Origin of the sequence: Pseudomonas syringae pv. coryli str. NCPPB 4273 (genome assembly GCF_000972175.1) — a bacterium.
GTDB classification, from domain to species: Bacteria; Pseudomonadota; Gammaproteobacteria; order Pseudomonadales; family Pseudomonadaceae; genus Aquipseudomonas; species Aquipseudomonas syringae.
Genome location: NZ_AWQP01000031.1, coordinates 23,125 through 36,110, shown reverse-complemented (window position 1 = coordinate 36,110; position 12,986 = coordinate 23,125). Strand labels below are relative to the sequence as shown.

General features: G+C 59.5%; 10 protein-coding genes. 8 read left to right on the top strand and 2 right to left on the bottom strand.

What is annotated here, in order from left to right; genetic code table 11:
• Positions 1 to 9 precede the first annotated feature (9 nt).
• From P406_RS14295 to fabI, 7 genes are all read left to right on the top strand, one after another.
• Positions 10 to 1,614 carry a lytic transglycosylase domain-containing protein gene (locus tag P406_RS14295; protein WP_024647979.1) on the top strand — a complete coding sequence of 535 codons (1,605 nt, stop codon included), beginning with the start codon at positions 10 to 12 and terminating at the stop codon, positions 1,612 to 1,614.
• Between the two features lie 137 nt (positions 1,615 to 1,751).
• Positions 1,752 to 3,581 (top strand): extracellular solute-binding protein, encoded by a 1,830-nt coding sequence (locus P406_RS14290; RefSeq protein ID WP_046236533.1) that lies wholly within the window; start codon positions 1,752 to 1,754, stop codon positions 3,579 to 3,581.
• Positions 3,578 to 5,434 carry an extracellular solute-binding protein gene (locus P406_RS14285; RefSeq protein WP_046236532.1) on the top strand — a complete coding sequence of 619 codons (1,857 nt, stop codon included), beginning with the start codon at positions 3,578 to 3,580 and terminating at the stop codon, positions 5,432 to 5,434. The genes P406_RS14290 and P406_RS14285 overlap by 4 nt, the downstream gene beginning before the upstream one ends.
• A 1-nt stretch (position 5,435) precedes the next feature.
• Entirely contained in the window at positions 5,436 to 6,509 is a 1,074-nt protein-coding gene (locus tag P406_RS14280; RefSeq protein ID WP_003409733.1) for a microcin C ABC transporter permease YejB, read from the top strand.
• Between the two features lies 1 nt (position 6,510).
• Positions 6,511 to 7,530 carry an ABC transporter permease gene (locus P406_RS14275; protein ID WP_003315267.1) on the top strand — a complete coding sequence of 340 codons (1,020 nt, stop codon included), beginning with the start codon at positions 6,511 to 6,513 and terminating at the stop codon, positions 7,528 to 7,530.
• Between the two features lies 1 nt (position 7,531).
• On the top strand, positions 7,532 to 9,142 hold the full coding sequence (locus P406_RS14270; RefSeq protein WP_046236531.1) for an ABC transporter ATP-binding protein: 1,611 nt from the start codon (positions 7,532 to 7,534) through the stop codon (positions 9,140 to 9,142).
• Positions 9,143 to 9,160: 18 nt separating this feature from the next.
• Positions 9,161 to 9,955: an enoyl-ACP reductase FabI gene (gene fabI, locus P406_RS14265; RefSeq protein WP_003409730.1), complete on the top strand. Its 795-nt coding sequence runs from the start codon at positions 9,161 to 9,163 to the stop codon at positions 9,953 to 9,955.
• A gap of 204 nt (positions 9,956 to 10,159) precedes the next feature.
• Here the strand turns inward: fabI and P406_RS14260 are convergent, their stop codons facing one another.
• Positions 10,160 to 10,486, bottom strand: coding sequence for a nuclear transport factor 2 family protein (locus P406_RS14260; RefSeq protein ID WP_046236530.1), 327 nt, complete (start codon positions 10,484 to 10,486; stop codon positions 10,160 to 10,162).
• Between the two features lie 89 nt (positions 10,487 to 10,575).
• Between P406_RS14260 and P406_RS14255 the strand changes: the two genes are divergently transcribed.
• Positions 10,576 to 10,905, top strand: coding sequence for a winged helix-turn-helix transcriptional regulator (locus P406_RS14255; RefSeq protein ID WP_046236529.1), 330 nt, complete (start codon positions 10,576 to 10,578; stop codon positions 10,903 to 10,905).
• A gap of 104 nt (positions 10,906 to 11,009) precedes the next feature.
• Here P406_RS14255 and P406_RS14250 read toward each other — a convergent pair whose 3' ends face one another.
• Positions 11,010 to 12,893 carry a SurA N-terminal domain-containing protein gene (locus P406_RS14250; protein ID WP_003315271.1) on the bottom strand — a complete coding sequence of 628 codons (1,884 nt, stop codon included), beginning with the start codon at positions 12,891 to 12,893 and terminating at the stop codon, positions 11,010 to 11,012.
• Positions 12,894 to 12,986 lie beyond the last annotated feature (93 nt).

The following is a 12,986-nucleotide window of genomic DNA, read 5'->3' as shown; positions in this document are numbered from 1 at the left end:
CCCCGAACAATGTCGTCATCTACCAGCAAGCCTTCACATTCGGACGCATTGACTCGGTTGGCTCAGGCCATGGCCGTCACCGCGAGTGCCCTTCTGGCCGGTTGCCAGAGCACCGCCAGTGTCGACCCGGCCAGCAATCATCGCGCGCCTAACCTGGCCGCCGGAATCAAGCAAAAACCGATTTTCCTGTCGCACAAGCCTGCCACCCCTCTCGCACCGCCACAGGATGTCTGGGAGCGCATGCGTCAGGGCTTTCAACTGCAACAAGGCAACGATCAGAACCCCCGCATCGATCAACAGCGCCTGTGGTTCGCCAACAACCCTTCCTTTCTGGAAAACGCTGGCGAGCGCGGCAGCCTGTACATGCACTACATCGTCGAGCGCCTTGAAGAACGCAACATGCCGCTGGAACTGGCGCTGCTTCCGGTCATCGAAAGCGCCTATAACCCGATGGCCGTTTCGCGCAGTCAGGCGGTCGGCCTCTGGCAGTTCATCCCGTCGACCGGGCGTTACTTCAACCTGCGCCAGACCAGCTTTTATGACGGACGTCGCGACATCCAGGCCTCAACCGTTGCGGCACTGGATTACCTGACCCGCCTGCACGACATGTTCAACGGTGACTGGCTGCTGGCCCTGGCAGCCTACAACGCCGGCGAAGGCACGGTGAGCCGCGCCATCGAGCGCAATGACAAACTCAACCTGCCGACCGACTACTGGAACCTGCCGCTGCCGCAGGAAACCCGCGATTACGTACCCAAGCTGCTCGCCCTGTCCCAGGTTGTATTGTCGCCGGAAGCTTATGGCGTCAATCTGAACCCGATCGCCAACCAGCCTTACTTCGAAGTCGTCGAGCTCAATAAGCGTGTCGACCTGTCGAAAGTGGCCAGCGCCGCCGACATCGACGAAGACGAGCTTATTCAGCTCAACCCCGCCTACAAGAAGCGCCTGACCGTCGATGGCCCCCAGCACCTGCTGGTGCCTACCTCCAAGGCGCAATTGCTGACGGCCAGCCTGCTGACCATGAAACAGGAAGAACTGGTCGCCTGGCAGCCTTACCGGGTGCGCAAGGGCGATACTCTGGAAAGCCTGGCCAGTCGTTATCAGGTCACGGTCAGCTCGCTCAAGGGCAATAACAAGCTGTCCGGCAACCGCCTGAAGATCGGTCAGTCGCTGAGCATACCGGTCAAGCCGGGCATGCAGAATTCACAGCCCGTGTTCGAAGCGCTGGCCAGCAACGACAAGCCGTCACGTACCCGCAGTTACAAGGTGCGCAGCGGTGACAACCTGACCAACATCGCGCAAGCCAACAAGGTTGATGTCGAAGACCTGCAACGCTGGAACAAGCTGACCGGCAAGAAGCTCAAGGTCGGCCAGACGCTGGTCATGCAGGACACCAGCAAACCTGCAGGTAAAGCCGCCAGCAAGGCGGTCGCCAGCACCGGTGGCAAGGACAGCGAAAAGAAATCCATGCAGTACAAGATCCAGAAAGGCGACTCGATGTACCTGGTCGCCAAGCGCTTCAACGTCGAGATGCAACATCTCAAGCGCTGGAATCCACGTAGCGGGCAGGCTCTCAAACCCGGCCAGACCCTGACCGTTTACCTGCCACACTGATGCGCGCGGCCACTTGCCCTTCGATAACCTTGGGGCGGGTGGCCGACGCAGCCCCGGCAGCGCCATCACCTGCAGTCTTTTTCCAGCTGGAACAAGCTGTTACTGTTAGCGACCCGAAAGCCCAAGCCGCCTGGATCGTGATACGTCCCTTCCTGCTAACCCTCAGCCTGGCCTTGAGCTTCTGCGCCAACGCAGCCATCACTGAAAGTCATGGTTACGCGCAGTTTGGTGTTCTCAAGTACCCGGCCAGTTTCACTCATTTCGACTGGGTCAATCCCGAGGCGCCGAAAGGTGGCACCCTGAGAATGATGGCCTTCGGCACGTTCGACACGCTCAACCCCTACACATTCAAGGGCAGCAGCCCGGTCTCGACCGGCAACTTCCTGCAGTATGGCGTCAACGAGCTGAACGAACCGCTGATGGTCGGCACAGGCCAGTACGACCCGTCCGGCGATGAACCGACCTCCAGTTACGGGCTGATCGCCCAGTCCGTGGAATACAGCGAGGACCGCAGCTGGGTGGTGTTCAACCTGCGCCCGCAGGCGCGCTTCCATGACGGCAAGCCCATCACCGCCTACGACGTGGCGTTTTCCTACCGGACACTGCTCAAGGACGGTCACCCTCAGTACCGCACCGCCTTGCAGGAAGTGCAGCGCGTCGACATTCTCAACCGTCATCGCATCCGCTTTGTCTTCAAACGCTCCGGCAATCCACTGCTGATCCTGCGCCTGGGCGAACTGCCGGTATTGCCGCAGCATTACTGGAAGGACAGGGATTTCAAGGCGACCACCTTCGAACCCCCGCCGGGCAGTGGCCCCTACCGCATCACCCGCGTGCAGCCGGGTCGACAACTGGTGTTCGAACGGGTCAAGGATTACTGGGGCAAGGACTTGCCGGTCAACCGCGGCAAATACAATTTCGATCGGGTCGAGGTCGAGTTCTACCGCGACAGCGACGTCGCGTTCGAAGCCTTCAAGGCGGGTGAATTCGACATCTACATCGAGCATCAGGCCAAGAACTGGGCCAATGGCTATGACTTCCCCGCAGTCGCCAGCGGTCAGGTGATCAAAGCACAGATTCCGCACCGCATACCGACCCAGACCCAGGGCCTGTTCATGAACACCCGGCGCGCCGCCTTCGCTGACATCCGCGTGCGCGAAGCCCTGGGGCTGCTGTTCAATTTCGAATGGACCAACCGCACGCTGTTCAGCGATGCCTATGACCGCTCGACCAGCTACTACCCCAACAGCGAATTTTCCGCGACGGGTCTGCCGACCGGGGCCGAATGGCTGCTCCTGGCGCCCTACCGCGATCAGTTGCCCGCCAGCCTGTTCACCCAGCCATTCACTCCATCAAAAACCGATGGCGGCGGGATACCGCGCGAAACCTTGCGCAAGGCCCTGAAGCTGCTTGCCGAGGCTGGCTGGACGCTGTCGGACAAGGGTTTGCTCAATGCCGACAAGCAACCGTTGCGCTTCGAGATCCTGCTGGTCAACCCCAACCTTGAACGCATTCTGCAGCCCTACATCGAAGACCTGCGCCGCCTGGGGATCAATGCAGGGCTGCGCACCGTCGACCGCGCCCAGTACAAGCAACGTCTGGACCGTTTCGATTTCGACATGATTCTGATGACCCTGCAGCAGACCCTGAGCCCCGGTCTGGAGCAGTGGCAGTATTTCCACTCCAGTCAGGCCGCGATCAACGGCAGCAAGAACTACGCGGGTATCGCCAACCCGGTGGTCGATGTCCTGCTGAACAAATTGTTGGCCGCGCAGACCCGGGACGACCAGGTCGCCGCGGCGCGGGCGCTGGACCGTGTCCTGCTGTCTCAGCACTACAGCATTCCCAACTGGTACCTGAACAATCATCGGCTTGCCTATCGCAACCGATTCGCCATGGTCACTACCCCGCCCTACACCCTGGGGCTGCGTGCGTGGTGGCTCAAGACTCTGGAGAAGCCCCGATGAACCCTCTGCACTCCCTGCGCTCGCAGGCAGCCGGCCTGCTGCTGGCCGGCCTCGCCTGCACGGTACAGGCTGCGCCTCAGCATGGCGTGACGCTGTATGACGAAGCGCCGAAGTACCCGGCTGATTTCAAGCACTTCGACTACGTAAACCCGGATGCCCCCAAGGGCGGCACGCTGCGCCAGGCAGGCTTCGGCGGCTTTGACAGTCTCAACCCGTTCATCAACAAGGGCGTACCGGCAGACGACATCGGTCTGATCTACGACACCCTGGCCCGCTCGAGCCTGGATGAACCGTTCACCGAATACGGACTGATCGCGGGCAAGATCGAGAAGTCCCCGGACAACAGCTGGGTGCGTTTCTATCTGCGCCCCGAAGCGCGCTTTCATGACGGTCACCCGATCCGCGCCGACGATGTCGAGTTCAGCTTCAAGACCCTCATGGAGCACGGCTCGCCCATGTACAAGGGCTACTACGCCGACGTCGATCAGGTCATCGTCGAAGATCCGTTGCGCGTGCTGTTCAAATTCAAGCACAAGGGCAGCCGCGAGTTGCCGTTGATCCTTGGTCAGTTGCCGGTGCTGCCCAAGCATTTCTGGGCCGATCGCGACTTCAGCAAGGGCAACCTGGACTTCCCGCTGGGCAGCGGACCTTACAAGGTCGCCGACGTGAAGGCCGGTCGTTCGGTGAGTTATGAGCGGGTCAAGGATTACTGGGCAAAAGACCTGCCGATCAACAAGGGTTTCTACAACTTCGACGTGCTGACCACCGACTACTACCGCGACAATACGGTAGCGCTGGAGGCTGGCAAGGCCGGGCAATTCGACTATTGGATGGAAACCAGTGCCAAGAACTGGGCGACCGCCTACGACACGCCGGCAGTGCGCGACGGCAGGCTGATCAAGGAAGAGCTGCCCAACGGCAACCCGACCGGCATGCAGGGTTTTGTCTTCAACCTGCGCAAGCCTGTGTTTCAGGATGCCAGGGTCCGCGAAGCGCTGACTCTGCTGCTGGACTTCGAGTGGACCAACAAACAGCTGTTCAACGGTTCGTACAGCCGGACCAAAAGTTATTTCGACAACTCGGAAATGGCCGCCAGCGGCCTGCCGTCTGCCGAAGAACTCAAGCTTCTGGAGCCGTTGCGCGGCAAGATTCCGGATCGCGTGTTCAGCGAACCCTTCAACCTGCCGGTTACCGATGGCAGCGGCATGATCCGACCGCAGCAGCGACGGGCCTTCCAGCTGTTGCAGGAAGCGGGCTGGAAGATCGTCGACGACAAGATGGTCGACGCGCAGGGCAACCCGGTAAAAATCGAGTTTCTGATGGCCCAGACCGAGTTCGAGCGCATTCTGTTGCCTTACAAGCGCAACCTGAGTGACCTGGGTATCGAACTGGTGATTCGTCGGGCCGACGTGTCGCAATACATCAACCGCCTGCGCTCGCGGGACTACGACATGATCGTCACGGGCTATCCGCAGTCCAGCTCGCCCGGTAACGAGCAGCGTGTGTACTTCGACTCATCCAGCGCTGACAACCCGGGCAGCCGCAACTTCATGGGCCTCAAGGACCCTGCAGTGGACTCGCTGGTCACCGGCCTGATCAACGCCGACTCACGGCAAAGCCTGATCACCCATACCAAGGCGCTGGACCGCGTACTGCTGTGGGGCTTTTACGTCGTCCCGAACTGGCACATCAAGACCTGGCGCGTGGCTTACTGGAATCACCTCGACCATCCCAAGGCCAAAGCGCTTTCCGATATCGGCCTGATGACCTGGTGGGCCAAGCCGGATGTCAAACCGGCGACCGCGACCCCGTCAGCCCCTGATCAGGCCAAGCCTGCGAACGCGGAGCAATAACATGCTGGCTTATATTCTGCGACGGCTGCTGCTGATCATCCCTACCCTGCTCGGCATCCTGATCATCAACTTCGTCATCATTCAGGCTGCGCCCGGTGGCCCGGTCGAACAGATGATCGCCAAGATCGAAGGCTTCGATGGCGCCACCAGCCGGATTGCCGGAGGCGGCGCCGAAGTCTCGGTGGCGGGCTCCAACTACCGCGGCGCGCAAGGCCTGGACCCGGCACTGGTCAAGGAAATCGAACGCATGTACGGTTTCGACAAGTCGGCGCCGGAACGCCTGTGGATCATGATCAAGAACTACGCCACGCTGGATTTCGGCGACAGTTTCTTTCGCGATGCCAAGGTCATCGACCTGATTGTCGAGAAGATGCCGGTGTCCATTTCCCTCGGGTTATGGAGCACCCTGATCATGTACCTGGTGTCGATCCCGCTGGGGATTGCCAAGGCCACGCGCCACGGCAGCCAGTTCGACGTATGGACCAGTTCGGCAATCATCGTCGGCTATGCCATTCCGGCGTTCCTGTTCGCGATTCTGCTGATCGTGGTGTTCGCCGGGGGCAGCTACTTCAACTGGTTTCCACTGCGCGGGCTGACCTCCAACAACTACGACGAACTGAGCACGCTGGGCAAGCTATTCGATTACTTCTGGCATCTGGTGTTGCCAGTCACTGCGCTGGTGATCGGCAACTTTGCCACCATGACGCTGCTGACCAAGAACAGCTTTCTCGACGAAATCAGCAAGCAATACGTGACCACGGCCAAAGCCAAGGGCCTGAGCAACCACAAGGTGCTCTACGGCCATGTGTTTCGCAACGCGATGCTGCTGGTGATCGCCGGCTTCCCGTCAGCGTTCATCGGTATCTTCTTCACCGGCTCGCTGCTGGTGGAAGTGATCTTTTCGCTGGACGGCCTGGGCCTGATGAGCTTCGAAGCCGCGATCAACCGCGACTATCCGGTGGTGTTCGGTACGCTGTTCATCTTCACCCTGCTGGGGCTGGTGGTGAAGCTGATCGGCGATATCACCTACACCCTCGTGGACCCGCGCATCGACTTCGAAAGCAGGAAGCATTGATATGAAGCTGTCTCCTCTCAATCGCCGTCGCTTCGAACGCTTCAAGGCCAACAGGCGTGGCTGGTGGTCATTGTGGCTGTTCCTGATTCTGTTTGGCCTGAGCCTGGGCGCCGAACTGATCGCCAACGACAAACCGCTGGCCGTGCGTTATGACGGCAGCTGGTACTTCCCGGTATTCGAGCGTTACCCGGAAACCACCTTCGGTGGCGAATTCCCGCTGGAAGCCAACTACAAGAGCCCGTATATCAAGGAACTGCTCGCCGCGAAGGATGGCTGGACCCTGTGGGCGCCCATCCCGTTCAGCTACCAGAGCATCAACTACGACCTGAAAGTCCCTGCCCCGGCGCCGCCTTCGCGGGAGAACCTGCTGGGCACCGATGATCAGGGCCGTGACGTGCTGGCACGGGTGATCTACGGTTTCAGGATTTCGGTACTGTTCGCCCTGACCCTGACCATCCTCAGCTCGATCATCGGCGTCATCGCCGGTGCCTTGCAGGGCTTCTATGGCGGCTGGGTCGACCTGCTGGGCCAGCGCTTCCTCGAGGTCTGGTCGGGCCTGCCGGTACTGTATCTGCTGATCATCCTCGCCAGCTTCGTACAGCCCAACTTCTGGTGGTTGCTGGGCATCATGCTGCTGTTTTCCTGGATGAGCCTGGTGGACGTGGTACGCGCCGAGTTCCTGCGTGGCCGCAATCTGGAATACGTAAGGGCCGCGCGGGCGCTGGGCATGGAGAACGGCGCGATCATGTTCCGCCATATCCTGCCCAACGCCATGGTGTCGACCATGACCTTTCTGCCGTTCATTCTCACCGGCGCCATCGGCACCCTGACGGCGCTGGACTTTCTGGGCTTCGGCCTGCCCGCCGGCTCGCCGTCGCTGGGCGAGCTGGTGGCGCAGGGCAAATCCAACCTGCAGGCACCCTGGCTGGGCATCAGCGCCTTCGCTGTGCTGGCCATCATGCTGAGCCTGCTGGTGTTCATCGGCGAATCCGCCCGCGATGCTTTCGACCCAAGGAAATAAGATGAACAATGACAATCTGATCGAAATCCGCGATCTGGCGGTCGAGTTCGTGACGGGCGACTCACGGCAACGCGTGGTCGAGAACATCAGCTTCGATATTCGCCGCGGTGAAACGCTTGCGCTGGTCGGCGAAAGCGGTTCGGGCAAGTCAGTCACCGCGCACTCGATCCTGCGCCTGCTGCCCTACCCCATCGCCAGCCACCCGAGCGGCACGATTCGCTACGCGGGTGAAGACCTGCTGAAAGTGGAAGAGAAAAAACTGCGCACGATCCGTGGCAACCGGATCGCCATGATCTTTCAGGAGCCGATGACCTCGCTCAATCCGCTGCATTCGGTGGAAAAACAGATCAACGAGGTGCTGGGCCTGCATAAGGGCCTGACTGGCAAGGCGGCCACCGAGCGCACGCTGGAGCTGCTCGATCTGGTTGGCATCCCTGAGCCACACAAACGCCTCAAAGCACTGCCACACGAGCTGTCAGGCGGCCAGCGGCAGCGTGTCATGATCGCCATGGCCCTGGCCAACGAACCCGAGCTGCTGATTGCCGATGAGCCGACCACCGCGCTGGATGTGACCGTACAGCTGAAAATCCTCGAATTGCTCAAGCACTTGCAGGCTCGCCTGGGCATGGCACTGCTGCTTATCAGCCACGATCTGAACGTCGTAAGGCAAATAGCCAACCGAGTATGTGTCATGCAGCGCGGTTGCATCGTCGAACAGGCATCGTGCGAAGAATTGTTCCGTTCGCCGCAACATCCTTACACCAAAGTGTTGCTCAGCGCCGAGCCCAGCGGCGGTCCTTCGACCAACCCCGCGGGTGCTCCGCTGCTTGAAATCGAGGACCTGAAAGTCTGGTTCCCGATCAAAAAAGGCCTGCTCAAGCGCACGGTCGACCACGTCAAGGCGGTGGACGGCATACGTTTCAGCCTGCCGGAAGGGCAAACGCTGGGTATTGTGGGTGAAAGCGGGTCGGGCAAATCGACGCTGGGCCTGGCGATTCTCAGGCTGATCGGCAGTCAGGGCACCATACGGTTCAAGGGCAACGCGCTAGAATCCCTGTCGCAACAGCAGATCCGTCCGCTGCGCAGGCAGATGCAAGTGGTTTTCCAGGACCCGTTTGGCAGTTTGAGCCCGCGTATGTCGGTATCTGAAATCGTTGGCGAAGGCTTGCGAATCCACGGCATGGGTACGGCCGCCGAACAGCAGACGGCGATCATCGAAGCACTCAGGGAAGTTGGTCTGGACCCGGATACCCGGCACCGCTACCCTCACGAGTTCTCCGGTGGTCAGCGCCAGCGGATCGCCATTGCACGTGCGCTGGTCTTGAAGCCGGCGCTGATTTTGCTGGACGAGCCGACCTCGGCCCTCGACCGGACCGTACAGCGTCAGGTCGTCGAGCTGCTTCGCTCGCTGCAAACCAAGTACAACCTGACGTATTTGTTCATCAGCCATGACCTGGCTGTCGTCAAAGCGCTGAGCCACCAGTTGATGGTGGTCAAGCAAGGCCAAGTGGTCGAACAGGGTGCAGCGCAGGATATCTTCGCCGCACCGCAACATCCTTATACACAGCAGCTGCTGGAGGCCGCCTTTTTGGCGCCGGTAGCTGTCGATTAACCTGAAGAGGAACAACACATGGGTTTTCTCGCCGGTAAGCGCGTCCTGATCGTCGGTGTCGCCAGTAAACTGTCCATCGCATACGGCATTGCCGCCGCCATGCATCGTGAAGGCGCAGAGCTTGCCTTCACCTACCAGAACGACAAACTCAAGGGTCGTGTCGAAGAGTTCGCCGCAGGCTGGGGTTCGGGCCCTGAGCTGTGCTTCCCTTGCGACGTGGCCAGCGACGAAGAGATCAACAAGGTCTTCGAAGAGCTGAGCAAGAAGTGGGACGGCCTGGACGCGATCGTTCACTCGGTCGGCTTCGCGCCTGGCGACCAGCTCGATGGCGACTTCACCAACGCCACCACCCGCGAAGGTTTCCGCATCGCTCATGACATCAGCACCTACAGCTTCGTGGCCCTGGCCAAGGCCGGTCGCGAGATGATGAAAGGCCGTAACGGCAGCCTGCTGACCCTGTCCTACCTGGGCGCAGAGCGCACCATGCCCAACTACAACGTCATGGGCATGGCCAAGGCCAGCCTGGAAGCCGGCGTTCGTTACCTGGCCGGCAGCCTCGGCCCGGATGGTACTCGCGTCAATGCTGTATCGGCCGGCCCGATCCGCACCCTGGCCGCGTCAGGCATCAAGAACTTCCGCAAGATGCTGGCTGCCAACGAAGCGCAGACCCCTCTGCGCCGCAACGTCACCATCGACGAAGTCGGCAACGCCGGCGCGTTCCTGTGCTCCGACCTGGCATCGGGCATCAGCGGTGAAATCATGTACGTCGACGGCGGCTTCAACACCACCGCGATGGGCAGCATGGACGAGTAATACGGTAAACGCCGCTCCTCGCGAGCGGCACTTTCCCGGACTCAAAAAGAAGGCCGCTCAATGAGCGGCCTTTTTATTGTCCTGAATTATCCGCTAATTCGCCTTGCGCTCTGAAGTCGTGACAAAAATGGATGAAACTCCACATCAGGTATGAAAATGCGTTTTCGCTGACCCGCGATATCTCTGAAACCTCTGAAGGGATCATTAGCCGATTTCCAGTGCACTGATCAGCCCGTGAGTGAGTGTGAACCGGAATCTCACCACTGCAGGGCTTCCGGGAAATGTTCCGTCAAGCCTTGCCTTCACGATAACCAGCCCATCGCTTTCCAGGCTCTCGACAGGCTCGACGGTATATTGATATTTGTGTTTCGCCGCTTGCTTCCACGCCTTAATCGCTTCAACCCCGGAGACCGTCAGGCCCTCATCAATGACGCGAGCGTCATGGGTAAACAAGTCCTCCAGCACGTCCACGGCTGTGCCTGCTTCGCTGGCAAAATATGCTTCAATGACCGGGTACCGAGTGATGTTCATCGAGATGCCTCATTATCAAATGACGAGACACTCATGATCATGGTCAAAGGGTAGCCCCACAAGAGCGCACGAAAAAGTAAGTGACAGCAATGAGCCATCGAACGCTGTATACACCGGACTCTGCTGCCGAAGACGTCAACAGCGTATTCGCGCTGTTGCGCGGCAGATGGAAACTGGTGATTTTGTTCCACCTGTTCGACGGGAAGATTCAGCGCTTTTCAGATCTCGAACGCCGAGTGAAAGGCATATCGCAAAAAATGCTCGCTCAACAATTGCGTAGCCTGGAAAGCGATGGGTTGGTCATTCGAACTCTCTACGAGTTCAAACCCCCTCAGGTTGATTATCGCCTTACGCCATGGGGACAACGGCTTTGCCCAGTGCTCGATAGCATGCTCGGATGGTCAGAGTCTCGTGGGTGAACACGTGTCATGAGTTACCCTGACACAGGTGCATAACTGGCGCCCAGCCCCCCCAAAAAAAAGGCCGCTCAATGAGCGGCCTTCTTTGTTTACGCGTTTCGAGATTAGAACTTCTCGATCTTCGCCTTGCTTTCCAGCTGTGCACGGTACGCCGCGAAATCCTGTTGCCCCTCGCGGGAGGCAAGGAAGCGACGATACTGCGCCTTCTCGGCATCAGTCGGCGCAGCCGCCTGATTGACGCCATTGAGACGGACGATCACGAAGCTGCCATCGGAAGCGGTGATGCTGGCGAACTCCGGCTTGTCCTTACCTGTCGGCTTGGGCATGCGGAACAGCGTCTGCAGCACTTGAGGGTCAACCCCTTCCTGACTGCGAGTGACCGCTTCCATCATCTTCCAGTCACGACCTTCCTGCTTGGCCGCCAACGGAATCTTGCCGTCACGCAGACCGGCCAGCAGCGCCTCGCCCTTGGCCTTGGCAGCGGCCGAAGCATGCTCCTTGACCAGTTGAGCGCGAATCGAGCTGGCAACGCTCTCAAGTGGCAACTGCTGCGGTTGCAAGTGCTCTTTGGAGCGCACTACCACAACGGTTTCCGGATCCAGCTCCAGCGTGTTGCTGTTGGCGCCTTCTTCCAGCACCTCAGGGCTGAATGCCGCCTGGATGACCGCACGGTTGGCCGTCAGGCCTTCGCCGCCTTCACGACCGAACGGTGCAGTGGTCTGAACCTTCAGGCCCAGGTCCTGAGCCGGCTGCGACAGGTCGGACGATTCGAACGCCGAGTCTTCCAGCTGCTTGGTCACTTCGACAAACTTCTGCTCGACCAGCTGCGATTTCAAATCGTTGGTCAGCTTGCCTTTCAGACTGGCAAAGGTCGGCACAGAAGGTGCTTCGACGCCCAGCAGCTTGATCAGGTGCCAGCCGAAGTCGGTACGCACCGGCTGCGAAACCTGGTCCTTGTTCAAGGCATACAGCGCCTCTTCGAAAGCCGGGTCATAGACACCCTTGCCTGCGTAGCCCAGATCACCGCCCTTGTTCGACGAACCCGGGTCCTGCGAGTATTCCTTGGCCAGTGCCGCGAAATCCTCACCCTTGGCCAGACGCTGCTGAATTTCTTCAATCTTCGCCTTGGCCTGCTCGTCATTCAGCTTGTCGTTCACTTCGATCAGGATGTGTGCCGCACGACGCTGTTCGGACAGATTGGCGATTTCCTTCTGATAAGCCGCCTGCAAGTCCTCGTCCTTGACCTGCACCTTGTCGAAGAAGGACGACTTCTTCAATTCGATGTAGTCGAGTACGACCTGCTCAGGGCTCATGAACTCCTTGGCATGCTCGTCGTAATGCGCCTTGACTTCGTCATCGGTCACTTTGACCGCCGAGGTATCGGCAGGCAGGGTCAGCGACGCGAAATCACGGGTCTGCTTTTCGAGGCGTGCGAAGGCTTCAACCTGTGCGTCGGTTACAAAAGCACTGCCGGCGACACCTGCACGTACCTGACCGATGAGCATTTCCTGACCCAGCATCTGGCGGAACTGCAGACGGCTGTAACCCAACTGGCGAATGACCTGATCGAAACGGTCTGCGCTGAATTTGCCATCCACCTGAAATTCAGGAGTCTGCAAAAGCTGCTGATCCAGTGCCGCGTCGGAAAACGAGAACTTGGCATCCGCCGCGCCTTGCAGCAGCAGCTTGCGGTCGATCAGGCCCTTGAGCGCTGATTCGCGCAACAGCTTTTCATCCAGCATGGCAGGATCGAAATCCTTGCCCAGCTGTTGCGAAAGCTGTTGAGCCAACTGACGGCGCTGCATGTCCACGGCCTGACTCAACTCATTCTGAGAGATGTCCTCGCCGTTGACTTCAGCCGCGTTCTGCTTGTTGCTGGTAGCGGTAAACATCGCTTCAATGCCGGTGAAGGCCATCAAGGCGATGATGAGTCCGATAATTGTCTTGGCAATCCAGCCTTGTGAATTGTCCCTGATGTTCTGCAGCATTGCGTCCCCCAAAACGGTTGTACTGACTAACCAACCGCGGAGCGTGGGTAGAAAGCGGATAGAAGAAAGGCGCATCCGAGGATGCGCCTTCTC

Bases quoted from the DNA above. Each gene is read 5' to 3' on its own strand.
- P406_RS14295 (WP_024647979.1), top strand. From the start codon at position 10: ATGTCGTCATCTACCAGCAAGCCTTCACATTCGGACGCATTGACTCGG.
- P406_RS14285 (WP_046236532.1), top strand. From the start codon at position 3,578: ATGAACCCTCTGCACTCCCTGCGCTCGCAGGCAGCCGGCCTGCTGCTG.
- P406_RS14280 (WP_003409733.1), top strand. From the start codon at position 5,436: ATGCTGGCTTATATTCTGCGACGGCTGCTGCTGATCATCCCTACCCTG.
- P406_RS14275 (WP_003315267.1), top strand. From the start codon at position 6,511: ATGAAGCTGTCTCCTCTCAATCGCCGTCGCTTCGAACGCTTCAAGGCC.
- P406_RS14270 (WP_046236531.1), top strand. From the start codon at position 7,532: ATGAACAATGACAATCTGATCGAAATCCGCGATCTGGCGGTCGAGTTC.
- fabI (WP_003409730.1), top strand. From the start codon at position 9,161: ATGGGTTTTCTCGCCGGTAAGCGCGTCCTGATCGTCGGTGTCGCCAGT.
- P406_RS14260 (WP_046236530.1), bottom strand. From the start codon at position 10,486: ATGAACATCACTCGGTACCCGGTCATTGAAGCATATTTTGCCAGCGAA.
- P406_RS14255 (WP_046236529.1), top strand. From the start codon at position 10,576: ATGAGCCATCGAACGCTGTATACACCGGACTCTGCTGCCGAAGACGTC.
- P406_RS14250 (WP_003315271.1), bottom strand. From the start codon at position 12,893: ATGCTGCAGAACATCAGGGACAATTCACAAGGCTGGATTGCCAAGACA.